Origin of the sequence: Clostridioides sp. ZZV15-6597 (assembly GCF_020657815.1) — a bacterium.
Lineage (GTDB): Bacteria > Bacillota > Clostridia > Peptostreptococcales > Peptostreptococcaceae > Clostridioides.
In genome coordinates, this window is record NZ_JAGWCT010000001.1 from 110,899 (window position 1) to 134,190 (window position 23,292).

General features: G+C 25.0%; 35 protein-coding genes. 28 read left to right on the forward strand and 7 right to left on the reverse strand.

Annotation, left to right across the window (positions count from 1 at the left end; all coding sequences use genetic code 11):
* Window positions 1–62 precede the first annotated feature (62 nt).
* The 6 genes from KGF52_RS00650 to KGF52_RS00675 all read right to left on the reverse strand — a co-directional run bounded on the left by KGF52_RS00650 (window position 63) and on the right by KGF52_RS00675 (window position 4,678).
* Window positions 63–1,505 (reverse strand): hypothetical protein, encoded by a 1,443-nt coding sequence (locus KGF52_RS00650; protein WP_227838777.1) that lies wholly within the window; start codon window positions 1,503–1,505, stop codon window positions 63–65.
* 2 nt (window positions 1,506–1,507) lie between these two features.
* Window positions 1,508–1,735, reverse strand: a complete 228-nt coding sequence (locus tag KGF52_RS00655) for a hypothetical protein (protein WP_227829004.1) — start codon at window positions 1,733–1,735, stop codon at window positions 1,508–1,510.
* A 104-nt stretch (window positions 1,736–1,839) separates the two neighbouring features.
* Window positions 1,840–2,070, reverse strand: a complete 231-nt coding sequence (locus KGF52_RS00660; protein WP_227829005.1) for a hypothetical protein — start codon at window positions 2,068–2,070, stop codon at window positions 1,840–1,842.
* 192 nt (window positions 2,071–2,262) lie between these two features.
* On the reverse strand, window positions 2,263–3,117 hold the full coding sequence (locus tag KGF52_RS00665; protein WP_227829006.1) for a hypothetical protein: 855 nt from the start codon (window positions 3,115–3,117) through the stop codon (window positions 2,263–2,265).
* Window positions 3,118–3,478: 361 nt separating this feature from the next.
* Window positions 3,479–3,751 (reverse strand): hypothetical protein, encoded by a 273-nt coding sequence (locus KGF52_RS00670; RefSeq protein ID WP_227829007.1) that lies wholly within the window; start codon window positions 3,749–3,751, stop codon window positions 3,479–3,481.
* A 12-nt stretch (window positions 3,752–3,763) separates the two neighbouring features.
* Complete coding sequence (locus KGF52_RS00675) at window positions 3,764–4,678, reverse strand: ParM/StbA family protein (protein WP_227829008.1); 915 nt, start codon at window positions 4,676–4,678, stop codon at window positions 3,764–3,766.
* A 1,472-nt stretch (window positions 4,679–6,150) separates the two neighbouring features.
* On the opposite strand from KGF52_RS00675, the gene KGF52_RS00680 reads away from it, so the two are divergent.
* From KGF52_RS00680 to KGF52_RS00705, 6 genes are all read left to right on the forward strand, one after another.
* Window positions 6,151–6,360 (forward strand): helix-turn-helix transcriptional regulator, encoded by a 210-nt coding sequence (locus KGF52_RS00680; RefSeq protein WP_022620716.1) that lies wholly within the window; start codon window positions 6,151–6,153, stop codon window positions 6,358–6,360.
* Window positions 6,361–6,544: 184 nt separating this feature from the next.
* On the forward strand, window positions 6,545–6,703 hold the full coding sequence (locus KGF52_RS00685) for a hypothetical protein (protein WP_227829009.1): 159 nt from the start codon (window positions 6,545–6,547) through the stop codon (window positions 6,701–6,703).
* A 252-nt stretch (window positions 6,704–6,955) separates the two neighbouring features.
* Window positions 6,956–7,147, forward strand: a complete 192-nt coding sequence (locus tag KGF52_RS00690) for a helix-turn-helix domain-containing protein (protein ID WP_074145571.1) — start codon at window positions 6,956–6,958, stop codon at window positions 7,145–7,147.
* An 86-nt stretch (window positions 7,148–7,233) separates the two neighbouring features.
* Window positions 7,234–7,548 (forward strand): hypothetical protein, encoded by a 315-nt coding sequence (locus KGF52_RS00695; RefSeq protein ID WP_022620713.1) that lies wholly within the window; start codon window positions 7,234–7,236, stop codon window positions 7,546–7,548.
* A 102-nt stretch (window positions 7,549–7,650) separates the two neighbouring features.
* Window positions 7,651–7,806, forward strand: coding sequence for a hypothetical protein (locus KGF52_RS00700; RefSeq protein WP_021373112.1), 156 nt, complete (start codon window positions 7,651–7,653; stop codon window positions 7,804–7,806).
* 83 nt (window positions 7,807–7,889) lie between these two features.
* Window positions 7,890–8,090 carry a helix-turn-helix domain-containing protein gene (locus KGF52_RS00705; protein ID WP_227829011.1) on the forward strand — a complete coding sequence of 67 codons (201 nt, stop codon included), beginning with the start codon at window positions 7,890–7,892 and terminating at the stop codon, window positions 8,088–8,090.
* A 129-nt stretch (window positions 8,091–8,219) separates the two neighbouring features.
* Here KGF52_RS00705 and KGF52_RS00710 read toward each other — a convergent pair whose 3' ends face one another.
* Window positions 8,220–8,531, reverse strand: a complete 312-nt coding sequence (locus tag KGF52_RS00710) for a helix-turn-helix domain-containing protein (RefSeq protein WP_227825754.1) — start codon at window positions 8,529–8,531, stop codon at window positions 8,220–8,222.
* Window positions 8,532–9,077: 546 nt separating this feature from the next.
* On the opposite strand from KGF52_RS00710, the gene KGF52_RS00715 reads away from it, so the two are divergent.
* The 22 genes from KGF52_RS00715 to KGF52_RS00820 all read left to right on the forward strand — a co-directional run bounded on the left by KGF52_RS00715 (window position 9,078) and on the right by KGF52_RS00820 (window position 23,005).
* Window positions 9,078–9,389: a hypothetical protein gene (locus tag KGF52_RS00715; RefSeq protein WP_227838778.1), complete on the forward strand. Its 312-nt coding sequence runs from the start codon at window positions 9,078–9,080 to the stop codon at window positions 9,387–9,389.
* 95 nt (window positions 9,390–9,484) lie between these two features.
* Complete coding sequence (locus KGF52_RS00720; protein ID WP_021373142.1) at window positions 9,485–9,673, forward strand: AbrB/MazE/SpoVT family DNA-binding domain-containing protein; 189 nt, start codon at window positions 9,485–9,487, stop codon at window positions 9,671–9,673.
* 128 nt (window positions 9,674–9,801) lie between these two features.
* Window positions 9,802–10,059 carry a hypothetical protein gene (locus KGF52_RS00725; RefSeq protein WP_227825752.1) on the forward strand — a complete coding sequence of 86 codons (258 nt, stop codon included), beginning with the start codon at window positions 9,802–9,804 and terminating at the stop codon, window positions 10,057–10,059.
* Window positions 10,060–10,128: 69 nt separating this feature from the next.
* Entirely contained in the window at window positions 10,129–10,269 is a 141-nt protein-coding gene (locus KGF52_RS00730) for a hypothetical protein (RefSeq protein WP_227838779.1), read from the forward strand.
* Window positions 10,270–10,282: 13 nt separating this feature from the next.
* Window positions 10,283–10,627, forward strand: coding sequence for a hypothetical protein (locus tag KGF52_RS00735; protein WP_042741460.1), 345 nt, complete (start codon window positions 10,283–10,285; stop codon window positions 10,625–10,627).
* Window positions 10,628–10,644: 17 nt separating this feature from the next.
* Window positions 10,645–10,881, forward strand: coding sequence for a hypothetical protein (locus KGF52_RS00740; RefSeq protein ID WP_227838780.1), 237 nt, complete (start codon window positions 10,645–10,647; stop codon window positions 10,879–10,881).
* 40 nt (window positions 10,882–10,921) lie between these two features.
* Window positions 10,922–11,680, forward strand: a complete 759-nt coding sequence (locus KGF52_RS00745) for a BRO family protein (protein ID WP_227838781.1) — start codon at window positions 10,922–10,924, stop codon at window positions 11,678–11,680.
* A 247-nt stretch (window positions 11,681–11,927) separates the two neighbouring features.
* Entirely contained in the window at window positions 11,928–12,179 is a 252-nt protein-coding gene (locus KGF52_RS00750) for a hypothetical protein (RefSeq protein ID WP_108840886.1), read from the forward strand.
* A 204-nt stretch (window positions 12,180–12,383) separates the two neighbouring features.
* Window positions 12,384–12,905 carry a hypothetical protein gene (locus KGF52_RS00755; RefSeq protein WP_227825749.1) on the forward strand — a complete coding sequence of 174 codons (522 nt, stop codon included), beginning with the start codon at window positions 12,384–12,386 and terminating at the stop codon, window positions 12,903–12,905.
* The gene (locus KGF52_RS00760) at window positions 12,898–13,128 is read left to right on the forward strand and encodes a hypothetical protein (protein ID WP_227825748.1); all 231 of its coding nucleotides are present in this window, start codon (window positions 12,898–12,900) and stop codon (window positions 13,126–13,128) included. The genes KGF52_RS00755 and KGF52_RS00760 overlap by 8 nt, the downstream gene beginning before the upstream one ends.
* Window positions 13,129–13,300: 172 nt before the next feature.
* Window positions 13,301–14,098, forward strand: a complete 798-nt coding sequence (locus KGF52_RS00765; protein ID WP_227838782.1) for an ORF6C domain-containing protein — start codon at window positions 13,301–13,303, stop codon at window positions 14,096–14,098.
* A 286-nt stretch (window positions 14,099–14,384) separates the two neighbouring features.
* Entirely contained in the window at window positions 14,385–15,092 is a 708-nt protein-coding gene (locus tag KGF52_RS00770) for a Fic family protein (protein WP_255646279.1), read from the forward strand.
* 194 nt (window positions 15,093–15,286) lie between these two features.
* Window positions 15,287–16,453 (forward strand): ATP-binding protein, encoded by a 1,167-nt coding sequence (locus KGF52_RS00775; protein ID WP_227838783.1) that lies wholly within the window; start codon window positions 15,287–15,289, stop codon window positions 16,451–16,453.
* Between the two features lie 84 nt (window positions 16,454–16,537).
* The gene (locus tag KGF52_RS00780; RefSeq protein WP_227825745.1) at window positions 16,538–16,915 is read left to right on the forward strand and encodes a hypothetical protein; all 378 of its coding nucleotides are present in this window, start codon (window positions 16,538–16,540) and stop codon (window positions 16,913–16,915) included.
* A gap of 35 nt (window positions 16,916–16,950) precedes the next feature.
* Entirely contained in the window at window positions 16,951–17,133 is a 183-nt protein-coding gene (locus KGF52_RS00785; protein ID WP_227838784.1) for a hypothetical protein, read from the forward strand.
* A 107-nt stretch (window positions 17,134–17,240) separates the two neighbouring features.
* Window positions 17,241–17,813 carry an integrase gene (locus KGF52_RS00790; RefSeq protein WP_227838785.1) on the forward strand — a complete coding sequence of 191 codons (573 nt, stop codon included), beginning with the start codon at window positions 17,241–17,243 and terminating at the stop codon, window positions 17,811–17,813.
* A gap of 67 nt (window positions 17,814–17,880) precedes the next feature.
* Window positions 17,881–18,054 carry a hypothetical protein gene (locus KGF52_RS00795; protein ID WP_227825741.1) on the forward strand — a complete coding sequence of 58 codons (174 nt, stop codon included), beginning with the start codon at window positions 17,881–17,883 and terminating at the stop codon, window positions 18,052–18,054.
* A gap of 212 nt (window positions 18,055–18,266) precedes the next feature.
* On the forward strand, window positions 18,267–19,193 hold the full coding sequence (locus KGF52_RS00800) for a hypothetical protein (RefSeq protein ID WP_227838786.1): 927 nt from the start codon (window positions 18,267–18,269) through the stop codon (window positions 19,191–19,193).
* Window positions 19,194–19,197: 4 nt separating this feature from the next.
* Window positions 19,198–20,766 (forward strand): hypothetical protein, encoded by a 1,569-nt coding sequence (locus tag KGF52_RS00805; protein WP_018112651.1) that lies wholly within the window; start codon window positions 19,198–19,200, stop codon window positions 20,764–20,766.
* A 472-nt stretch (window positions 20,767–21,238) separates the two neighbouring features.
* Window positions 21,239–21,505: a helix-turn-helix domain containing protein gene (locus tag KGF52_RS00810; protein WP_227838787.1), complete on the forward strand. Its 267-nt coding sequence runs from the start codon at window positions 21,239–21,241 to the stop codon at window positions 21,503–21,505.
* Between the two features lie 58 nt (window positions 21,506–21,563).
* Window positions 21,564–21,803: a DUF6809 family protein gene (locus tag KGF52_RS00815; protein WP_227838788.1), complete on the forward strand. Its 240-nt coding sequence runs from the start codon at window positions 21,564–21,566 to the stop codon at window positions 21,801–21,803.
* Between the two features lie 23 nt (window positions 21,804–21,826).
* Window positions 21,827–23,005, forward strand: coding sequence for a hypothetical protein (locus KGF52_RS00820; RefSeq protein ID WP_227838789.1), 1,179 nt, complete (start codon window positions 21,827–21,829; stop codon window positions 23,003–23,005).
* The last annotated feature ends 287 nt before the right edge of the window (window positions 23,006–23,292 follow it).

The following is a 23,292-nucleotide window of genomic DNA, read 5'->3' on the forward strand; positions in this document are numbered from 1 at the left end:
TATCCCCTTACATTATTAATATGTTTTAAGCAGTCCTTTTTTAAAGCACTTTTCCCCACCACTTAGTTACACTCTTTGCAATTTGAGCGATATCCCTTTTTTCCATTCTTATCAAATTTTGATATTAGTTTTATCTCTTCGCATCTACTACATTTTTTATATTTGCCTTTGCAAACAGATATATAATAATAATTATCTTCATAATTTTTCTCATATGTATCAATTATTTTACTTACTATTTTATTTATTTGGCCATTAACTGCTTGAGGTGTTATATTCATTAAATCTGAAATATAGTCTAATGACTTATCTTTTCTATATAAATCTAATATATCTCTTTGTACCGTTGTAAACTCTGTTTTAGCTATGATATTATTTAAATCCATAACAATACATGATAAATCATCTTGTAAATCATTTCCTTTTTGAACTCTTAAAAGTTCTCTTACATGCAACTTATCAAACATATCCAGATAATCCCAGTCAGGGCTTCCTGAATCAGCTAATGGTGCTTTCCAAACAATAGACATTTCTATTAAACTTTTAGCATCTACCATATCATTTTTAAATAATTTTAAATTCTTTCTAATTACTCTTTTAAGTTTCAATTCTTCTTTATTTAATTGTTTGCTCCCTAGCTCTTTATATTTAGCTTTATAGCATTCATAAGTCTCTGAATATGTTTTTATAATTGGGTATTTTTTAATATCTTTAGGTTTGACTTTTATATCTTTTACTTTTTTATAATTATTAGGTAATTGAAAGAATGCAAATGAAGTGTCTTCTTTAAATCCATCTTTATTAGAAGTTTTTGAATTGATGTTTCCTCCATTGACTGTAGCTACTTTATTTAGAAAGGCTTCTTCTTGACATGCTCTTTGAAATAGTTCTTTTGAGTTATATATTTTTATTTTAGTTTCTTTTTGTTTATCATCTACAGCTAATATATAACTAGCTAGTATTTCTAATGTCTTAGCTATATTAGAAGTTGAATATGTACTATCATTTTTATTTAACATCAATTTTATTTTTGATGTATCTTGATGAGTATAATCCCATGTACCATCACTATTACTAAAGGGATTAACTACACCCATATATTCATTTGGATTCACCCCTCTTGACTCACACCACTTAATAAAATTTTTATGCCCCATTATAACCTCTTTACCATTATCATCCACATAATATATTCCATCTTTATCTAGTGGACTATCTGAAGTTTGTTTAAATATTTCTTCCCAAAATTTATCACCGAATTGTCTTTTCTCTTGATAATTTACTCTTGTAACAACAGTCTCGTTTCTTTTTGTAACAGAATTATAATATTTATTGCTATAACTTTTCTCCTTTTCCTCAAACCATGTACATTTAGTTCCTAATCGTTCTTCCACATATTTAATTCTATCTGAACAATTATCTACACTGTAATCTAAATTCTTTATGTAATCTTGCGCATATTTACCATTTATGCTTTCATAAAAATTGTTATTATTATATATCAATATTATATCTCCTTTCCTTGTAACCCATCATCATAGTTTGTATCATCATAATCCCATATTTTATCCTTAGAATCCTCCTCATGCCTTCTATTTACTATTTCATATGAAGATCTTTCACTCATCTCCATATACATATCTATTTCTTTTTCATACTTATCATCTTTATGTAAATTTGTCTCTTCTGATTTCTTTAAATCCTCTAAATATATTAGTTCTATTTTTCCGCTCATAATTCTCCTTCTTTAATTTTAAACTTGATTTGCAAAGATTTGCTTTCTTTGACTTGAATTTATAGATTTGTTATTATTGATATGCCCAAGTGATTATATATCATTTATAAATTTTCTAATTTTAAGATTGGTTTGAAAAATATCTGTACACACTTAAATAATTCTTCATCTGTACCTATTTTCTTATTGTTATAATATACATTTCCATTTTCCTCAAATCTCATTACTTGTTTATCAGATATAATTTCTATTGTACTATTTCCATGAAATCTTATTGTTCCACCTAAAGGTTTTCGTCTAACATCAACACTAAAATCTGTTTTAATCTTAAACACCTCTTTCCTATTTTTATCTAAATAAAATTTAATTTTATATTCAAGGTGTAAACTTTTTACGCCACTTTTTTGCCCAAAAGTAAACTTTTTACGCCACCCCTAAATTTTATTTTTTACCTATTTTTAAACGTTTTTTGCTATTTTTTAGAGTTCATTACCTCTTATTCTGAGACTGACCTAACTAGGTATAAATTAAAAAAAACATAAATTAATTGTTTTCTTTACTTCACTTAAATTATTACCTCTCCAAATTACATAAGGATTTATAATAAAATAATCAGTATTCTCATAAGAGTTTTCAACAATTACATATTTAAAAAAATAATATTTATCTCCATTTACTTCTATATAAAATTTAAGTAATTCTTTTTTAAATTTAATCATGTATTGCTTTGAAGAATCAATATTTAATAACTCACAAATTTTATTCAAACTAATTTTCTTTATTTTTGAAATATCTGATTCGTAAGGATTTAAACATAAGATATTACTCTCGAAATGTATATATGGTATGAGTTGATATATATAGCTTAATTGTTTATGTTGTCTTGGTGTACAATGTTCATAGAGAAATCTACTTGTGTTTATATAGATTCTTGTATACTCTTTATTTTCAAATTTAGAAATTCCTTTTGTAAAATACTTTGGATTTATATAAAACTTATTACTAAATTCATATAACAATTCACTTTTCTTTACATCTATTAAGAAATCTCTAAATGCTCTATCCTTAAGGCTTAATATTTCTTTCATATTTTTCCTATCTATAGGAATTATTTCTTTAAATTGAGAATATTTAACCAATAAGTTTTCTTCTCCTGTATTATAGTTTAAATATGTTGCAAGATATATTAGTCTACTTATATTAGCTCTGCTTATATTTACTTCATTAAATAATAATTCATTTTTTACATAAGCACAAAATACAAAACCTCCTAACTTAAAATTATGATATGGTAACTCCTTTTTACTATTCATGATAGCTTTTTGTTCTGGTGAAAAACTTCTTTTTCTCTTACCAATTTCAAGTACTTCTCCTCTTTTCATCCCTCGATGTTCTACTACTTCTCCAGTTCTCTTATCTGTAACAATAATGTCTTTTATAAATTCATTTCCACTTATTATAAATACTACCTCCTTTCATTTTTTTTAACAAAAGTGCTACCTACACTTTAAAAAGCCTATTTTTCCTATACTAAAAACAATGTTTCTTAAAAAAAGATATTATAAAAGTGATAGCCCAATCGCAAGATAAAAAACATCTTGCAATTGTTCTTCGCAACAAGTTGCTTCAGAAATTTCATTACCCTCTATGTTCTATCCATGTTTTAAGTATAACATATACCTTCTTTGTTCTCAATAGTTTTTTTAAATATCTACCCAAATTTTCTTGAGTAGATATTTTCATTTAATCTGGCATGTTATTAAATATATTTTTAATAATAGGATTTTCTTTTTTTATATCTTTTTTCTCTTCAGTAACAGTTGTTTCTTTATTTATTGTATATACACCATTACCTAAACATTGTTTTAATAATTTATTTTCTTCTTGAAGATTCTTCCACTCTAATATTATTCTTTCCAAAGCTGTATTTCTACTACTTATATTTTTATCACTCTGGTATTTTTCTATTTCATCAAATATATCTTCTTCTAAATAAAAACTAGATGATTTTTTCATATAATATCACTCCTAGAATTGTTCCATACCTACTTCAAATAGTCCTTTAGCTGTAGCCATTTGAGCATCTTTAGAAACTTTGAATCTATTATCAAATGTCATATGTAATGCAGTACCTCCACTTACATACACATCCATTTCGTCTATATTTTTCCACTTAGAAGCTATTCTTTGAGCTGTACTTTCAGATGCCATAATATAGGCAACCTTTTTAAGTTCATCATAATCATTAGAACTATCTATCTCATTAAGCTCTCTTATTATTCCTCTATCTTTTAGTTGCTTTTGAACCATTGTTAATGCATCCTGATTTCCAGCCTCTAATGTGTCTGATAGTTTATCATTAAATACAAAACCTTTTTCAAAGAAAGACATCTCAGTACTTCTAAAACCTATTGAAACCATGCCAACCGCTTTATCTTCATTTACTTTTCCTTCTAATGTATGAAATAATGCAGCGTCTCCTTCTCTAAAAATTGATATATCAGATATTTTTATTTCTTTATGTCCACCTTTTATTTTATCTTTTACTTTAAATGTTTTACCTTTATATGTGTCTACAACTTCTTTTAATGTTGTTTTCCTAAATGATTTATATGGAACGCCCATCATTAATTTTACTTCATCAGCTACAGCTATTTCATTAAGAGCAGCAGCAACTAATATTCTCATTGTAAAAGATACTTTAGAATCATCAGAATTTCTTATAGGTGTTATACTTTCTTTTTCTGCTAATGAACCAACAAAGTAACTTACACTTTCAAAATCTATGTATATTGGATTTTCATATTTCTCAAAATCTATGTTTCTTCCATCACCAAATACTGATTTGAATAAACATTCTTTAACCATTCCATTGTACTTACTATATCCTTTTACGTATCCTCTTCCTATATCTAAGCCTATAACTTGGTAATTTTCTTCCATTTTCATTCCTCCTAAGTAAATATTTGCTAAATATATTATACCATATAAAAACTTGATAATTACATTAAATTTGCACAAAAATTCAACTATAAAATGACATTTTTTAGTTATTAGTTAAAATTAGCACTAAATTAGAACTATATATAATTTAAATTTAAACTAATAATTTATTATTAAAAATTTTTAGTTAATATTTAAATTATCTATCAACTATTTCCAAATCAATAAATCAATTTCTTTAACTATACTATTTATGTTTTTTTAGATGTCAATTTTAATTTTAAGTAAAATATTGAAACTTATTTTCTTACAGACGACATTTTAATTCTAATTTAATAAATCTTCCTATATTTCAAGTTATTTTTTGTATTTAATATTTTTATATGTATTAGTTATTTTTATGTAATCAATACATACACTTTTATTTTATATTTTCCTTGTTGAGAATGTAATTTAAGAGTAAAAATCTAAGAAATATCTTTAGATAAATATTTGTTTTATGAGGAAAATACAGAGCTATTTCGTCTGTAAATCCGTCTGCAATTTTTTTGAAATGTGGAAATGAAAGGACTACACACAAAATCCTATTGACAAACAAGCCACTTTCCATAAAATACCCCCTACTTCATTTTTATTTATTTTAATATGTAAAATACTCTATTTACTTTATTTAATTAATAAAAGTATTACTTTTATCTTATTTTAAAAATCTATGTTTTTGTCAGTAAAAAAGGACATAAAAATAAGTATTTTATGCCATTTTTCTAAAACCTAGTATTTCCAATACTCACAAGAACTTTACTTTCCATTTTGTCAGTAAAGCGTCAGTCATTATAATTCTTAAGCTACAAACCTGTTGTAATTACTGCATTTCAATTTTTAGTTGTTGATGTCTATATAAAATATCGTTTTGCTATAGAATAAATTTTTTTATTATGGGTTATAAAGTCTTACATACATCATTCAGCATCATTCAGCATCATTCAGCATCATTCAACACCAATTAGACTTTGTAACTTACAACCATTGATACAACAGCATTTAAACAAATATATAAATAATATATACTAAAATCTTCACATTTATACTTGTAATATTGTAGTGGTTAATGATATAATAAACTTGTACCAAAATTTAACAGAAAGGAGGTACAATAATGTGGGTAAGCATAGTAGACGTATCAACAAAGTTTTATTGTTAAAGAATGTTCTTATCATAACCTTTAACATAGTGAGTGTAATAAGCTCTCTAATAACTATCTATTGTTTTATTAATAAGTAAAACAATAAGCCTATACAGGAGGGTGCAACCTCTTGTATGGGTGATACGTCTACTATATATTATAACACATTTAAACAGGTTATGAAAAGAGATACGAGAACATGTATATTGTACGGTATTGGTTGTTTAATAGTTATTATTGCATTAATAATAAACATTAAACGATTGTTTTAGGAGGTGAATATTAATTAATGAAACTAGATTTATTGAAACAATATAGACTTGAAAGGGGACTAACACAACAACAATTATCTACTTATATTGATATGTCTTATAGAAGTTATTCAAGTAAGGAGAATGGACAAAGACCTTTTTACATTGGAGATTTAGAAAAGATATTTGACGTATTGAATTTAAGTGACGAGGAAATATTAAGTTTGTTAGATAGAAAAAATGTATAGTTTAACACTCAATAGACTAGGTTATAACATATCTAGTCTATTTTTATATCGCAATATTTTGCCGAAATTTTAGTCATGGCTTTATTGACATATAAGACTTGACATATAAGTCATTTTTGTGTATAATGTAATTAAGGTAAGAGTTAAATCTTATCTATACAATTTAATATTAGGGGGTGACGTTATGAGAATAACTAAAGACAAAATAAAAGAGCTAATCGAGTTGGTAGCACAACTTGAAAAGCTCCTTGTCCAAGTTTTTAAATCACTTGAACATATTTTGATTTCTTTATGTTCTTGTATCGGTTGGCTATTAATACTTATGTACATAGTTAAAAATTAATAACCAATACAATATACCTATATAGATACATTTTTATAGGTATATTGTAACACACCTAATATTAAAAGTAAATGAGGTGATGACATGAGCCAACATGTTAAAACTACGTTGCAAATAGTAAGGATACTAGGTTTATTGTTCTTCTTATATTTTGCACTTAAAGCAATGTATATTGTTTATCTTTAATATCTTTATTGAGTTACTTATACATTAAGTAACTCCTTTTTGTTATAATACTAATGAGGTGATAACATGAAATTAGAAAAATTAATTGATATAAGAAAAGAAAAAAAATATTCTCAAGAGGATATTGCTAGAATGTTAGACATATCTTTAAGAAATTATCACAGAAAAGAAAAAGGAGAAAATCAATTTACAGTAAGTGAACTTGAAAAAATATGTAACTATTTAGATATAGAACCAAATGAACTACTTGACATATAGTAGTTCTTTTTTTGTATAAGTTATCCACAGGAATCCATGTTATAATATTAAGATATCAATAAAACATATAGAAAAGAGGTCTAAGTATGGATACTTGTATAATCAATTTATTAGAAGAATTAAAAACTGATATTAAAGAAATTAAAACCTCACAAAATAAAATAAGTACGGATATTATTGAATTAAAAAGTAATCAAAATAAAATAATAAATCAAATTGACTTATTGAAACTTGTTCAAAGTGCTAGTAATTCAGATGATAACATTAGTATGAAATCAGTTGAAACGGCTATATTAAAAATGGAGAGTAATACAAATAAATTTAATAATAAGTTATCTATTTTAGAAAGTATAATTATAAATAATTGGAAGGAACTTCTTGAACTTAAAGGATTTGAATAACAAGTAATAATTTACTTGTATTTTTTTACTTATGGCAGTATAATCTAATTAAGGTAGTACTTAACACTACCTTATACAATTTAATATTGGGGGGTGTCTTAAATGATAACCAAAGACAAAATAAAAGAGCTAATCGAGTTGTGCCACCAACTTGAAAAGCTCGTAGTTCAGATGATTAAATCAGCCGAACAAATACTTTTTGCTTTAATCTCATTTATAGGCTTGTTATACATATTAATAGATATGATTAATAACTAATAACAAGCTACAATATACCTGTAAATAGTATATTATAGGTATATTGTAACACACCCAATATTAGAATTACAAGAGGTGATATAATGAAGCTTAATAAGTTAAAAGAGTTAAGAGAACAAAAGGGTTATACTCAACAAACATTAAGTACTAAGATGGGTATGAGCATAAGGGCATATGCTTATAAGGAAAATGGGCATAGAGATTTTTCAGTTGAAGAACTAGAACAAATATTATATTACTTAGATATAGACGCAAATGAATTATTAGAACCACATAAAAAATAGACTAGATTATAGCTAGTCTATTTTATTACAACAACATATTGTACAAGCCATTTAAATCCATTCTAAGTATGTTTCAATACGGTTGCTTTATGTTTATATAAAAAATAAGCTAGACATATATACTCTAGCTTAAAGTAGTTTCTTTAATGTGTTTATTTGTTCTTGAACTATCGTTTTACTCTTGTTGTCTAACTCTCTATAATTATTTAATAGTTGTTTTTCTTCTTCTTCTAGTTGTATATTCTCTCTATTGTCTGTAAGACATAATATATAATCTATACTTACATTGTATATATTAGATAATTTTACAAGTGTCTCATTGTCAATTTTTCTTCTGTTTGTTTCATAGTTTTGTATTGTTACATAATGTACGCCTAATAGTTCTCCCACTTGTTGAGTTGAATATCCTTTTTCTTTTCTTAGCTCTCTCAATCTATTCATTAAATCACCTCTTAATTCTAAATATAACATATTATAAATTTAATTACAATTGTATTCAAAACGGTATGTTTTATATATAGTATTATTTAAAACATTTTGTTTTGTTTTTTTATATTTTATATTGACATTCAAAACAATTTGTTTTATAATTAAATCATAGCAAAGGAGAACAAGAAAACACTGAACCACCTCTCAAAGAAGTAACAGGCAAAGAACCTTCTTAAAACTCTAGCTATAAATAATATTAAATAAGTAAATTAATAAAGGTTTCCAATTAAAGCCTATAAAAAATTGAGGTATCAACTTAGTTGCTTCTCTAATGGCACTCAATACAATTTAATATGACATAGCAGTTGTGAGGTACTGCGTTATAAAAAGCACTAAAGATTGAGCATTAAAATTATAGTTTGTACTGCTTGACACCTACATGGTTATAAACTATCTAATATTTACTAGTATAATTTAAACTATTTATTAGATTATTTTAGTAAGTGTTAGAATACAACACTTAAATTATGATATAATAATAAAAGGAGCGTGGTCGTGATGGATGAAAAAATATTAGAACTATTACAGAAAATGAACAATAATATTACTGAAATGAAACAGGACATCAATGATTTAAAAATTGGACAGGTTGAAGCCAACAACAGACTTGATAACATGGACAAGCGATTTGATAGTATAGAAAATAAGCTTGACAGTATGGAAAAAAAACAAGATATTTTATATAATCAAGCTATTGCAACGGCTGAAAATATAACAGAAATAAGAGAAGATTTAGGAGATGTACAAGTCACAACGACATGTAATCTAAATGACTTAAAAGAATTAAAAAAACTTAAATCGGTTAAATAAGTAATACATAAAAAGACACTTGAATTATTGAGTGTCTTTTCTATAACTCTTTAGTATGGTATTATTAAACAATAATATCATTGGAGGTATAACGAATGTATGAGCAGAGAAAAGCAAAAGTATTATTTACTACAAGTGGAGGAACTGCAAGTAAAGGCTCAGTCACAAATAGAATAACAATTCCTACTAATTGGGTTAAACAAATGGATATAACTAAATTAGATAGGGAAGTTACATTGACTTTTGATGGTGAAAAAATAATAATAGAAAAAATAACTGAGTAGATGTAAAATCTACTCAAAAAAACACTTGACTCATTCGGACAGAATGTATTATAATAAAAATATCAAAACAAATAAAAATTTTTAATAAATCATTCGGACAGAACAAATAAAAAAGGAGGACTATAAAAATGAAAAACCTTTATTGTTATTTTGATTTAGAAGCTTTTGCAAGAGATTTAGAACCTTACAAAAGCAGGATAATTGATGACTATATAGATGGAGATGAAATAGAATACTATAACAATATGGATACTATTGAATTTGCTAAACTTTACATTGGAGAATCAGAAAATATTAAATATTTAGCTAAAGAAGTACTTGAAAGATATTTTGACTATGACAAGTATAGAAAAGATTTAAATTCTACTAATACTATCATCAAATAACTAAATTAAAAGTTTTAGGGCGTTCTTTAAAAACGCCACTCCAATAAAAAATTGAAAGGGGAATAAATCATGAGAAAATTAATAATTAAGATAAAATCATTGTTTAAAAAGGATTTAGATAGTAGCTATTGGAGCAATACAGAAAGTATTGTTTCAAAGTATGGAAACAGCAATCAATTAGAATTATTGAAACAAGCTAATAAATTATAAGGGGGGAATAATTATGAAATACATTTCAAGTCTAGGGATTTATATTACAAAATTAGAAGATTTAAGAGATAAAATTGATGATGATTTATACAACTGGATAGAAATACATCAAGATACAGAGGGGTACAAGGATAAATTTGAAGAGTTAAAAGAAGAGTTTGATTATTATACAGATATAGCAAAATCTAATGATATATGTTTTTTAGAAATATCATCATTGTTAGAAAGTAGTATTAAAATTTTACATCAACTTGAAAATTATATAATTGAAACTGATAGATTAAATAGGAAGAAAATTCTATCTTTTATCTCTTCTGTGAACTTAAAAGAAATAGAGGAAACGATTGATTGTAAATAAAATAGGAGGGTAATGAAATGATAAATTATTCTGAATATATGACGGCAACAGATTTAATAAATATATGTGACCTTTTAGAAGGTGAAACAATAGGAGAAGCAGGGGCTTATAATTCTTTAAGTACTAGACTAGGAAATTTAATCGGATTAGATTGGGCTTTAAAAGGAGAAGAATTAAGACAGCAATTAATACAAAATATTAATAATATGATGTATTTAGATAATGAAAATAAAATTCAATATAAAGAATTTTAAGTAATTTAAGTAAAAATAATTAATTTATAGGAGGAAAAATATGAATAATTTAATGGTATTTGAAGGTAAAGAGGTAGAAATATTTGAACTTGATGGGAAGATTTTATTTAATCCGAAACATGTGGCAGAATGTTTAGGAATTAAGAATGTAAATGATAGTATATCTAAAATGAACAAAAAACAGGTTGTAAAGTTAACTAATTCAGATATCGGTTTAACCGACATCCGAAAACTAAATAATGCAGGAGAAAATTTTCTCACTGAAAGCGGGGTTTACAGACTGATTTTTAAATCCAAAAAAAAAGAAGCTGAAAAATTTCAAGATTGGGTTACTGATGAGGTATTACCAAATATCCGTAAACATGGTTCATTTAGTATTAATACTAATAACATAAAAGACGTATTAATGCCAGTAATGTTAAATGGTATGTTGGCAGGATTTGAACAATTATCAATAGAAAATGATAAAAAGATAGACACTAGATTTAATCAAATAGAAAATAAATTAGATATGAAATATGAGAGACAAGATAGACAATTCCAAGAAATGAAAGATATGGTAGGTTTGAAGACTAAAAATATAAGAACATTATCAACATTGCTAAAAATAAGATTATCAGAATTAAAAGGATATAATGTAAATGCTTACAATTATGACTATAGAACTGTAGTTACGAGATTATTTTCAATATACAATGTTGAGAAATGGGAGGATATACCTATTGTTAAGTTTAATGAAATCCATGCCATGATAGATGGAATAGAAAGTATGGAAGATGTATATACTTGGACTCATTAGGAGGGTAATATGAGAGATGAACTGAAAAGGTTAATTGATTTGTTGGATGATGGTTTTGTGAATATAGTATATTCTTTTGTATCTGTATTTTTTAGAAGATAAAATAGGATATAGTCAGTCAAATATTAATTTTAAAAAATATATAATTTATCAATTTACTATTATTGAACAATAATACTATACATTTATTGATAATGATAATAAAATGATAAAAACTAAAAATAATTATTACTTGGAGGTAATTAAAATGATACACGATTTTAGAGGAAAGTTATTAATAAACGAAAATTTTAATTTTGAAAAATCATTCTGTGGTGATTGGTATTCCTTTTATACTTGGGTGGGTAAGAATGATGAGTTGTTCATTTGTGGAAGTAACAACTACGAAGACAACAAATTCAGAATAGAAACAAATAGAAAATATCTTGATGAATATTCTAAAGACATATTTGATATTGAAAGTTATGTAAATAGAAAATTTAAGGAAAAAAGAAATTAAAATTATATTTTTAATAGGATATATGAGTTATCAAATCGCTATTATTATAGCTATATTATTATAATTCAAATGATAATGATAGTGATTTGATAAAGAGGTTTTAAAGATTATAAAAATCAAAAGGTATAAATACATTAAGATGATTTTCAAACAGCTTATATAGGCTTGTACGAAGTCATAATTATAAACTAGGAGGGTATAAAAATGAAATTTAAAAATACAGTTATGGGAATGTTGTTAGGTTTAATTATTGTAGGAGTTACAGGAGTAACAAAAGTTAAGGCTGCCGAATTAGATAATTTTTATGTAGATTATACAGATAGAATTGTAGAAGTTTTAGAAGATGAAAGTATAGTTTTATATGATACTAAAGAGCAAGTTTATAACTTTTATCCTGCATGTTTAGGTGACTGGAACTATAGCTTTGACAATAAAGAAGATTTAGATAACGCAGTTGCAACTTATAAGGAGTTATCAAGCAATGTAAGTCACTCAAATAATATATATGTGGTTAATAAGTTGAATAACAATGGAAACATTAAAATATTTTTAAGTGATGGAAGTTCAATTGTTTATATAAAACAGGATAATAAATATTGCTTTTATCCTTCTTGTATGGGTGACTGGTATTTAATATTAAATAGTGAAGTTGATTTAAATAATTGTGTTAATACTTATATAGAATATTATTATTCCTTGTCAACTGGAGGTGGCACAAATGAATAATAATGATAAGTTATCTATATTAAGTCAATTAGAATATATAGAAAATGATATTGATGCAAGAAGTGAAATGATTGAAAAATTTAAGGACTTATTGGTCAAATATCCAAAGAGTAGAGATATAAGAAGATATATAAAACAACAAACTCAATTTTTAAATGGTATTAGATATATATATGATAATTTAGATATTTTGAAGAATATAGTAAATAATGACAAGAAGTGAGAACGTTACTAGACATAACAATGTCTACTGAATGTAAAAAGGAATTCATTTAGTCAATACAAAGTTATTATGTCAATTTTTAATTAGATTGTAATTTAACATAAAAAATGTAGTTACTATTTGAAAACTTATAATAACTACATTTAATAATTTAAAAAGGGAGATGGAAAAAGTGAATGAATTAAAAATCAAAGGAAAACAAAAGTTTATGAATTTAGAAATACCAGTTATAGAAGGTGGTTTTGGTAAAGATAAAAAATGTATGACGGATAAGACTATATCAGAAATACATAATCAGCCTAATTTTAAGATAAGAGAGAGGATAAAAGATAATATAAAAAGATTTAAAGAAGACATAGATTATATAGATATTAAACGTATCCTTGAAACGGATACGTTGATAGAGTTAGGTTATGCCAAACAGTCTATAACTCAAGCTGATAATATATTTCTATTATCTGAAAGAGGTTACTCAAAACTAATTAAGATAATGGATACTGATTTAGCTTGGGAGATTCATGATAAAATAATGGATGAATATTTTAGTATGAAAAAAAAGTTAAATGACCCTTTTGAAAACTTATCTCCAGAGTTAAAAGTTATAATCAAACTAGAACAAAGACAGGCAGAACTTGAGTCTGGTCAACAGGAGTTAGAAGAAAAAGTTAATGTCCTATATGATTTTTCTACTATAGACTACAATCAACAAGAAACTATTAGAAGTTTGGTAAATAGAAAGATAATACAAGTATATCAATGTTTAAATTTTTCAGCTTATGAAGATGCTAAATTAAGAAAAAGAGTATACTTTTCACTATGGAAAGATTATAGAAAAAAATTTGGTGTTAATAGCTATAAAAACACTGCTAAAAAGAACTATGACAATGCAATTAAATTCATAGAAAATTGGGAACCTAATTATGATTTAAGTAATGAAATATATATGTTTCAAAAAGTTAAAAATATATAAGAATAATGATTGGAGATTATTATGATATATTATATAAAAGATATACATACTATAAGTCTATATGATGCTTTTAGATGGCATACAATGGGATTGTCATTCATTATTAAAGCTGGTAAATTTAAAGGTTTTACAATATAACTAAATAATTGAGAAGAGAATTATGATAACATTCTTTTCTCAATTAATTATCATTACTAACAAATAAAGTTCAAAAGATAGTGTAAAAGATAATACATTTTGTTAATATTAGTAATATAAAATAAATTTAAAAATGGAGATGAATATATTGATTGAAAATAAATTTATAGAAAAATTAAAATATACTAAAAACATACCAAACTCTTTATATAAAGACTTAAGACATAATTTTTTATTTCATTCAAATAAAATAGAAGGAAGTACATTCACAAGTGAAAGTTTACAGGATTTAATTGAATACAACATTGTAAAAGGTGACCATACTTTAGATGATGTTATAACAACAGTAAATTCAAGCTATGTATTTGAAACTGTAATAGATACATTGGGTGAATACTTAACTGAAAAGTACATAAAAGATTTACATGGTCAACTTATGTATAATTCAAATATTCATAATATGGGGCTATCTGGTATATACAAAAAAATACCAAATAGAATAATAGGAACTAATAGTGTATTAGCCCAACCATTTGAAGTGGAACCAAAGATGTTAGAACTTATTGAGTGGTATAATAATTTAAAAGATATTACATTAAAAGACTTAGCAGAATTTCATTATAGATTTGAAATCATTCATCCTTTTCAAGATGGTAATGGAAGAATAGGAAGATTTATATTACTTAAACAAATACTTGAGAATAATTTGAAATTGATTATAATATCGAGTAATACTGTAGATGATTATAGACAGGCTTTAAAAGGTTGTCATAATGAATATTATAAACCTTTAGAGCAATATTTTGAAAGTTTAGATGACTACAAAGAAAAAAATAAAGATTTATGGAATTTTTAATTCTAGGAGAGGACTGTATAAATCAAGTAAAATCTGAATAATGAACAGTTATCACATTTATCGTGAAATGATTTTTATTTTATAAATTTATATAGGCGTTTGCTATTTTTCTTCTGGAAGATAGAAACGTCTTTTTTATTGATTAAAATGAATGTTATAATTATCTTTATACTATGAGAAAAGGACGTGATTTAATGAACATAGCAGATTTAGAAGATGAAATTATATCTCTTGTTGACAGTCAAAGAGAAGATGATTATTGGGACTTCAAGCAGTGTTATCATAAGAATAAAGCAGATTTATTACATGATATTATTTGCATGGCAAACAACAGAAGTAATCATGATGGTTATATTATTTTTGGTATACAGGATAAAACATTTAATATAATTGGTGTTGAAAAAGATGAACTTAAAAAAAACCAGCAAAACATTATTGATTTTTTGAAAAGTAAGTCATTTTCTAATGATACTAGACCTAAAATTAATCTAGTAACTTTGAATATATATCAACATTCTGTTGATGTCCTAATTGTCTACAACACCTTAGAAACGCCTTATTATCTTACAAAGGACTATAAAGATAATAATCGTACTGTCAGAGCAAATTATATTTACACACGCGTTGGAGACACTAATACAGATATAGATAAAAGTGCTGACAGTAATCATGTTGAATATTTATGGAAAAAGAGATTTGGTATTCACTTGACACCATTTGAAAAATTAAGATATATTCTATCAAAAAAGAATAAATGGAAAGTTACAGAAAATTTTAGCTATTACATACAAAATCCCGAATATACTCTGGTGAGGAATATTGATGATAACTGTAGATGTTCATCGGAATTCTATGCTTATAATATGACAGATACTAATGTAATCTATGGAACTATTAGTGTTAATTACTTTGGAACAAAATTATATGATAATCAAACTGTATCACTGGATGGCGGTAGATATATTACAGTAATACCAGAGTGGGGAACTATAAGTCAAGATAAATATCATCGTAATACCGATTTCTTTAAATATTTTGTAAAAGACGATATTTCATATGATTTACATAGATATCTTATTAACATGGACAGCTATGAAGCAGTTTATGCCTATAAAAAATTTATGGAAGTAGTCCTTTTATTTGAAAATAATTATGAAAAAAAGTGTTTTATCATGTATGTCGAAAGTAATTTGGATTTATTTGAAAATATTATATCTAGTAATAAAGATAATTATAATTATTTAGATATTGAATCACCAGAAAAAGAACAGGTCATTAGACGCTTAAAAGTGGCTAAAGCTCTTAAGGAAATGCAACTTAAATTTTATGATGCTAATAGGAGCAAAAATGAAGAAAGATAATGTGGATAGTATGTCTAAATATCTTTCAATTTTAGAAAAAATGATATTTCAAATTATATATTTTAATTAAAGAGAGGTTAAATTATGTTAGACAAATATATACTAATGTTTAAAGATATTTCTATAGGCGATTTTATTTATGATGAAGACAAAGATAAATTTAGTTTTAAATTGTATGATACAGTAGATAATATAAATTATTTGCCACCACTGTTATATGATTACACAGATTTGAGACTAGATTATCGGCCTAATGATAAAAATATAAGAGATTTTATAGGGGATAGAGTTATGCCAGAAGAGAGACATGGATTGAATAGTATCTTGGAAGGTCTTGGATTAGATTTCTATGACCCTTGGGAGATATGTAAAAAATGTCATGGTTGTTCACATGAAGACTATTGGTGGCTTAAAAAAGACGGGGATAATTTTGATTGGAGAGATTATCATCAAATTAGTTAATAGTGATTAAAATAACCATTTTAAAAGGAGAAGAAATGTTTAAAACGTTATTTATTGTATTAGCAATTTGTGTAGTTATAAGATTATCTATTTCAATATTTAAAGATTCGTTAAGATTTTTGAATATGTTTGATAGTAAAAAAGAAAGTTTTGTTGGTTGGCTTATTTTAGTTGTATTGAGTTTAATTATCTATTGTTTAATAGATATAATATTGTAAAAAAATGATATAGTTTAGAAATATATGTAGATAAAAGATAGAATTAAAAGATGAACATAGTATGACAATCGTAATCTCATATAGTATACTTAAGTTGAGGTGATTACATGACTTGGAATGATTTAAAAAACAATGATATAACATATATAGTTGAATATATTAATAATAAGTTAAATAATAGTAAGAGCTTAACTAAAGTTGCCATAGAGCTTGGTGTGTCTGAAAGTAGTATAAGAAAATATCTCACTAAAAGAGGTTATAAGCGTATAAATGATGAGTATATATTTATTGGTGACAATAGTATGACAAAGGTAGTAAATAGTAAATCACAAAGTAATAATGATAATATATTTAATATGACAATAGAAGATGACAACAGTAATAACGTAGTAATTGACAATCAATTTAAAAATAATATAATTTCTTTAGCAAAAGACTATGACAAGATACAGAATGTATTAAATTGGTTTGAGAATAAAGAAGATACAAATGTAATAGAGGTTGTACAGGATGGTATTAAAATTGATTTACCTTCAAAAGATGCTATAAGGACTACAGTTAGGTTGAATAAAGATGCATGGAACTTATTTGATGAGTTTTGTGAAAAATTTAGAGAGTTTAATAAGTCTGATTTAATGAGTATGGCATTACTTGAATACATAAAAAAATACGATAAATAATATTTTGTATTATTGTAATCATTACTATTTCAGGGTAATAACTATAATATAAAATGGAGGTATTATTATGGTTGATAAAATAACAATAGATGAAGTACTTGAATTTATAAAGTCAAAAGGTTATATATATAGTCAAGAAATCAGAAAAGAATTAGATAATCTTTGTCCGATTTCTGATAATGAAATAGATAGGTGCATAGAAGAAAATGATGTTGTATTCAGAAGGTTGGCAAGTAAATGATTACACTTGAATAAACTCGTTAAATATGTGTTTTGTGTTATGTAGATATAATTCTAAGAATTTATTTTAATATAAATAAAAATGACAATAAAATCGTAGTTTTAATTTAAATAACCTCATTATTTTGAGGTTATTTTTTTATTTTCTATTTAAAACGGAGAAGGTAAATGTTATAATAAATATATATAATTAAAAAAAGGATGTATGAATTTATGAATTATAATTTAAAAAATGAAAATGTATTATCAGAGCTATTACAAAATGAGGATGAAAAAACAAGGATTGGTATACTCAAAGTTTATAAAGTGTTAATATTTTGGTTTGCTAAAGAAGGAAAGCTTGTTGAGGAAGGAAATGACTATATTGTTGAGATAGTAGATAATGATAAAGAAAAAATTGTAAAAGATATGAATCAGAATAAAACATACAATGCTATAATGGCTATAATTTTTAAAATTAATAAGATATTTAAAACTTTAAATTACGATATTCACTTTTCTAAACCAAAAAATTTAGTCGCTGAATTTGATTTATCAAAATACCTAACACAAGATGAAGTCCTTAAGGTATGTAGTAAGTTAACTAATGCACAAGATAAGTTTATAATTTATGCAGCTTTTTGTGGACTTATTGGTAAAGATGCTGAAGACATAAGGGGTATAAAAATAAAAGACATAGATTTAGAAAAAAGATTAATAAAGTTAAAGGATACAGAGTTTAAGCTGGACAAGTTCTTATTTGATTTTACAAAAGATACATTGGAACAAAAAGAGTATAAACAATATTTGGAGCAAGGCAGTAATGCTGCTGAATTTTATCTATTTAATTCTAATTCTGAATACTTAATTAAAACTAAACCAGATGCTAGATATGGAAATGGATTAAAAGAGATGGGATATTCAACAATTCGCAAAAGATTACTTATTATTAATGATTATTTAGATAATAAAGTACAGTTGAATTTCACTAATTTAAAAATTTCTGGTATTATGCATCAAATGCAGCTAAATGAAAAAAAATATACTCAATCTGGATATTGGACTAATAAAAGCTTGAAAGAGTTTAAAGAGGATAACAATTTAAACTTCAAAATACAAGAAGTTCTATCTATTTATAAGCAAAAATATATTAAGGAGTAACCTTATGAGTAAAGATGTTAAAGAAAACATAAGTAATGAACAAAAAGATTTAAATAAAATAAATTTAATCTATCATATTATATATGATAATGATAGATTTAAAATGATAACAAGAAAATATTTTGAAATTTTTAGATTAAAGGGTATGTCTGCTGAAGAAATAAGTTTAAAATTTGAAGAATTTCTATATTCTCTTATTTCAGATAAGTTTAAAAAGATAAATACAGTAAATGATGTTAAAAAATTAAGAAATCAAGAGAACTCATCATCATTAAAACTTAAGAAGAGATGGTCTGATATGACTTTAGATTCTCTAAGTGAAGATACTAAATCTTCAAGAAAAAAAAGCAGTAAATACCTAAAAAAAGAATTAGAAATTGTTGAAAGTGAATATTTAAAAAATGGAAGAATCATTAGTGCTGGAGTAAAAAATCCAAAAGAATTAAAGGAGCAAAGAAAAGATTTTTTAGATGAGTGGAAGTCAAGCTCTAATTATAACATATGTGATTACCCATATTTACAAGAGTTAAGTACTAGCAAAATAAATTCCGCATTTATACATGATATACTAATGTGTATAACAGAAGTACTAAAAGATGATTATGATTTTGATATTAATAAAATTGCAATCAAAACTCCACCACATATTTCACCTGGAATTTTTTTACCTTTCACAAAAGGTAAAAGATACTCGCACTTGAATGTTAAAAAAAATGAAAATGAATACATGTCAGACGACTATAGTGCTAAGAATCTTTCAGGTAAACAAATGAATTTTTTCTATAAGTTTTCAATTGGGCAAGATGAAAATATTGAAAATCTTAAACTAGAGCTAATAAATCCTGATACAGAAAAAAGGGCTTTGCCAAAAATATATTTAGATAAACAAGACCTTGAAATTATTAGATTTGTTTATACTTATAGCCACATGAACTCATTTTCATTTTATTTAGGCGATTTAGTAAAGTACTTAGGACTTTCAGATGGAAAAAAGAACTATATTAATATCAAAAATAGACTCTTAAAATTACCTTATTATACTTTTTATTCGAATCAAACTAATGATAAAGGCGAATTAAAGTATGAGATTAGTTTTAATTTGTTTTCTAGTACAACAATAGTAAATGATGAAAACAATAATAATAGAGAGTTGGTTAAAATCACAAAATCTTTTATTGAAGAAGTCGAAAGAGTTAATACAGATATAATGTATAGAAATGAACTTGAAAAATTACAATTAACACAGTCAATTAATCTAGCTTATTTCTTAGAGGGTAGAAGGTCTTTTCTTATATCTTGTGGTGAGGATATAAAAAATAAAAGTTTTAGATATGACATAGAAGATTTAAAATTTGATGTTCATCTTAATAAAAGTAAAACAGTAAAGCAAAATATGGAGTATTTAGAACTAGGTTTTAATGAGATAAAAGAAAATCAATTTATAATTAAAGACTATAAAAGAGGAAATTCTTATTTTGATGTTTATTTCTATGAAGATTTTGAAAAAAGAAAACGTCTTATAAATAATACTATACTTTCTTTACCTGACTACATGATAGAAAATAAATCTTAAAAATGGCCATATATTCTCCGTACTTAACAAAAAATGTCGAATTTATTTTAAATAAACTTAATAAAAAAAGTAAAATGACCGTATATCTTCCGTACTTAACAAAAAATAGATTTTTCAAAAAAACTAAATGACCGTATATCTTCCGTACTTAACAAAAAATAGACCTTTTTTTAATTATTTCCTTGTCGAAAAATTTTTTTTGTAACATATTTTTTACTTTTCTTAGTAATTTCAAATCTCACGTCTTCTGAAATCACTATGTCTGAGCTAAATGACCGTATCAGCTCCGTACTTAACAGAAGACGTTGAAACCACTCTATTTGAGCTAAATGACCGTATCAGCTCCGTACTTAACAAATATAGACATAAATTTATTTTTTGGGTAAGATAAATTTGAGTAAAAGGAATCATCGCCAAAATGGCTATATCAGCTCCGTACTTCTGAAATTATTGTTTTCTAAAGGAGAAAATTATGAGTATTAAATATAAAGATAAAGAATTCGTACTTGTAGAAAAAAAGAATATAAATGAATTAGATAGCTCTAATATAAACTATATCGACCTAAAGGACAAGCAGTATTATGTAGTTACACAAGGTAGAAGAAGTAAGAGATTTAATAATGAAGAAGTAAGAGAGATAAAAAAAGATTTAGATAATGGTATGAGTTTAAGAAAATGTGCTGAAAAATGGAATTGCAGCAAAACAGTTATCGGAAATATAAAACAAAATACTTATTAGTGTCCTTTTATTACTTTGTGGACAGTTATATGTTATAATATTCTTATAGTGATTTTAAATGTTAGAAAATTCAATAAGAGAATATTTTACAGATTGTTTATGTGTTAGAACAATTAATGACAATGTGACAGATTTAGAGAATAGAATTAACAATATATATAATTGTTTAAATAATACTTTGGATGAAAATCAAAAGAAACTATTTTTTGAATTTGACGAGTTACAAATAGAATTGAAACAATTAGAGATGTTTCAAAGTTATAAAAATGGATTAATAGAAGGTATTAAGTTTATTTAAAATAAAGAAAGGAGGATTATAAAATGCAAGAATTAAAACCAGTTGCTAGAATATCAAAATTAAAACTAAAAGATATATTAGATGTTTTTAAAACTTCTATAAGAAAAGTAGAAAAAATAGATTATTCTGCTTGTAATTCTTGTGCAATAAAAAATAATCCTTCTTTTGATAGTAATAAATTAAATGAATTTTGTTCAAATTGTCCTAAATTAAAAACTATATCAGAGTTTTCTTATGTTACAGAAAAAGAAACAGAATTAGGTATAATAGAGATTATAACTAATGAAAGTAAATGTATGGCTTTAAGTAAAAGTGCTATAAAACAGTATTTAGCATATCACTTTATAGTATCTAATAAAAATTATGTTAGAAAATCAGTATCATTCAGAAATATAGCTGATATATGCAATGTTTCTGTTGTTACAGCTAGACATAATCATAATGTATTATTACAAGTTGGATTAGTTTATTCCACAGAAATAAAAAGAGGTAAATTCGATATAGTCATAGATGAAGAGTACAAAAATCATCTTAAAAAAGAAGATGGTGGAAAAGGTTACTTGACTATGTCATTGGATACTTTAAATCACTTGTTAAGTTTTGAAAATGTAAATGAGTTAAAACTTGAAATTAAAAAGTTAATTTGGGCTGATGCTAAAGGAAGTAAGTTAGGTAAAAGAATACGATTCAAAAAAGATAATCTTATCTCTATACTTCCAGAATACATAAAGAAATCAAACAAACGTACAGAAGCCTTTTTAAGAAGTTCTAAAACTTTATTTGATATAAGTAATGATACAATAGATACAAAGCGTTATGAGACGAAAGAAACTATCTCAGAGAAATATACAGAACCAATTAGAATACAAATCTCAAAATTCTTCGATGATACTGGTTGCTCTTTGAGTTCTAATTATAGTAAAGTGTTATCTCAAATAAATTTAGATAGATATAATTTATTTGAAGAAGATTTAAGAAGTAAATTAGAGGCGGAAAAAGATATTATTATAAATGACTTAGTTGGATTATCAGTTCAATATGGAATTAATAGAGTACTAATAGCATTAGATTATATGTTTAACAAATATACAGTTGACGAAGAAGACACAAACTATAATGAGATAAATAATCCTGGTGCATTTATAAGAACACTAATTGTTCAAAGCATAAATAAGAATGGAAGTTTAGCAATAGCAATTTAATATATGGAGTAGTTCAAAAAAATTGATTTTGACTACTCCTATTAGTGTTTGTATTCAAATAATAAAATACTTAAATAGAGCTATAAAGAGTGTAAAATCTCTTATTAGCTCTATTTTTTATGTTTATTTTAATTAAATTATATACACAATAGAAAGTTTTTTATACATATTAATAACTTAATTTTCCAATAATAAAATATAATTATTCAATTTACTAAGAAACTTATTATAAAAAAATAATAATACATCTACAATATATTATTATTAAAATCTATATTTTCTTGTCT

Bases quoted from the DNA above. Each gene is read 5' to 3' on its own strand.
- KGF52_RS00655 (WP_227829004.1), bottom strand. From the start codon at position 1,735: ATGAGCGGAAAAATAGAACTAATATATTTAGAGGATTTAAAGAAATCA.
- KGF52_RS00665 (WP_227829006.1), bottom strand. From the start codon at position 3,117: ATGAAAAGAGGAGAAGTACTTGAAATTGGTAAGAGAAAAAGAAGTTTT.
- KGF52_RS00670 (WP_227829007.1), bottom strand. From the start codon at position 3,751: ATGAAAAAATCATCTAGTTTTTATTTAGAAGAAGATATATTTGATGAA.
- KGF52_RS00675 (WP_227829008.1), bottom strand. From the start codon at position 4,678: ATGGAAGAAAATTACCAAGTTATAGGCTTAGATATAGGAAGAGGATAC.
- KGF52_RS00680 (WP_022620716.1), top strand. From the start codon at position 6,151: ATGAAACTAGATTTATTGAAACAATATAGACTTGAAAGGGGACTAACA.
- KGF52_RS00685 (WP_227829009.1), top strand. From the start codon at position 6,545: ATGAGAATAACTAAAGACAAAATAAAAGAGCTAATCGAGTTGGTAGCA.
- KGF52_RS00690 (WP_074145571.1), top strand. From the start codon at position 6,956: ATGAAATTAGAAAAATTAATTGATATAAGAAAAGAAAAAAAATATTCT.
- KGF52_RS00695 (WP_022620713.1), top strand. From the start codon at position 7,234: ATGGATACTTGTATAATCAATTTATTAGAAGAATTAAAAACTGATATT.
- KGF52_RS00700 (WP_021373112.1), top strand. From the start codon at position 7,651: ATGATAACCAAAGACAAAATAAAAGAGCTAATCGAGTTGTGCCACCAA.
- KGF52_RS00705 (WP_227829011.1), top strand. From the start codon at position 7,890: ATGAAGCTTAATAAGTTAAAAGAGTTAAGAGAACAAAAGGGTTATACT.
- KGF52_RS00710 (WP_227825754.1), bottom strand. From the start codon at position 8,531: ATGAATAGATTGAGAGAGCTAAGAAAAGAAAAAGGATATTCAACTCAA.
- KGF52_RS00715 (WP_227838778.1), top strand. From the start codon at position 9,078: ATGGATGAAAAAATATTAGAACTATTACAGAAAATGAACAATAATATT.
- KGF52_RS00720 (WP_021373142.1), top strand. From the start codon at position 9,485: ATGTATGAGCAGAGAAAAGCAAAAGTATTATTTACTACAAGTGGAGGA.
- KGF52_RS00725 (WP_227825752.1), top strand. From the start codon at position 9,802: ATGAAAAACCTTTATTGTTATTTTGATTTAGAAGCTTTTGCAAGAGAT.
- KGF52_RS00730 (WP_227838779.1), top strand. From the start codon at position 10,129: ATGAGAAAATTAATAATTAAGATAAAATCATTGTTTAAAAAGGATTTA.
- KGF52_RS00735 (WP_042741460.1), top strand. From the start codon at position 10,283: ATGAAATACATTTCAAGTCTAGGGATTTATATTACAAAATTAGAAGAT.
- KGF52_RS00740 (WP_227838780.1), top strand. From the start codon at position 10,645: ATGATAAATTATTCTGAATATATGACGGCAACAGATTTAATAAATATA.
- KGF52_RS00745 (WP_227838781.1), top strand. From the start codon at position 10,922: ATGAATAATTTAATGGTATTTGAAGGTAAAGAGGTAGAAATATTTGAA.
- KGF52_RS00750 (WP_108840886.1), top strand. From the start codon at position 11,928: ATGATACACGATTTTAGAGGAAAGTTATTAATAAACGAAAATTTTAAT.
- KGF52_RS00755 (WP_227825749.1), top strand. From the start codon at position 12,384: ATGAAATTTAAAAATACAGTTATGGGAATGTTGTTAGGTTTAATTATT.
- KGF52_RS00760 (WP_227825748.1), top strand. From the start codon at position 12,898: ATGAATAATAATGATAAGTTATCTATATTAAGTCAATTAGAATATATA.
- KGF52_RS00775 (WP_227838783.1), top strand. From the start codon at position 15,287: ATGAACATAGCAGATTTAGAAGATGAAATTATATCTCTTGTTGACAGT.
- KGF52_RS00780 (WP_227825745.1), top strand. From the start codon at position 16,538: ATGTTAGACAAATATATACTAATGTTTAAAGATATTTCTATAGGCGAT.
- KGF52_RS00785 (WP_227838784.1), top strand. From the start codon at position 16,951: ATGTTTAAAACGTTATTTATTGTATTAGCAATTTGTGTAGTTATAAGA.
- KGF52_RS00790 (WP_227838785.1), top strand. From the start codon at position 17,241: ATGACTTGGAATGATTTAAAAAACAATGATATAACATATATAGTTGAA.
- KGF52_RS00795 (WP_227825741.1), top strand. From the start codon at position 17,881: ATGGTTGATAAAATAACAATAGATGAAGTACTTGAATTTATAAAGTCA.
- KGF52_RS00800 (WP_227838786.1), top strand. From the start codon at position 18,267: ATGAATTATAATTTAAAAAATGAAAATGTATTATCAGAGCTATTACAA.
- KGF52_RS00805 (WP_018112651.1), top strand. From the start codon at position 19,198: ATGAGTAAAGATGTTAAAGAAAACATAAGTAATGAACAAAAAGATTTA.
- KGF52_RS00810 (WP_227838787.1), top strand. From the start codon at position 21,239: ATGAGTATTAAATATAAAGATAAAGAATTCGTACTTGTAGAAAAAAAG.
- KGF52_RS00815 (WP_227838788.1), top strand. From the start codon at position 21,564: ATGTTAGAAAATTCAATAAGAGAATATTTTACAGATTGTTTATGTGTT.
- KGF52_RS00820 (WP_227838789.1), top strand. From the start codon at position 21,827: ATGCAAGAATTAAAACCAGTTGCTAGAATATCAAAATTAAAACTAAAA.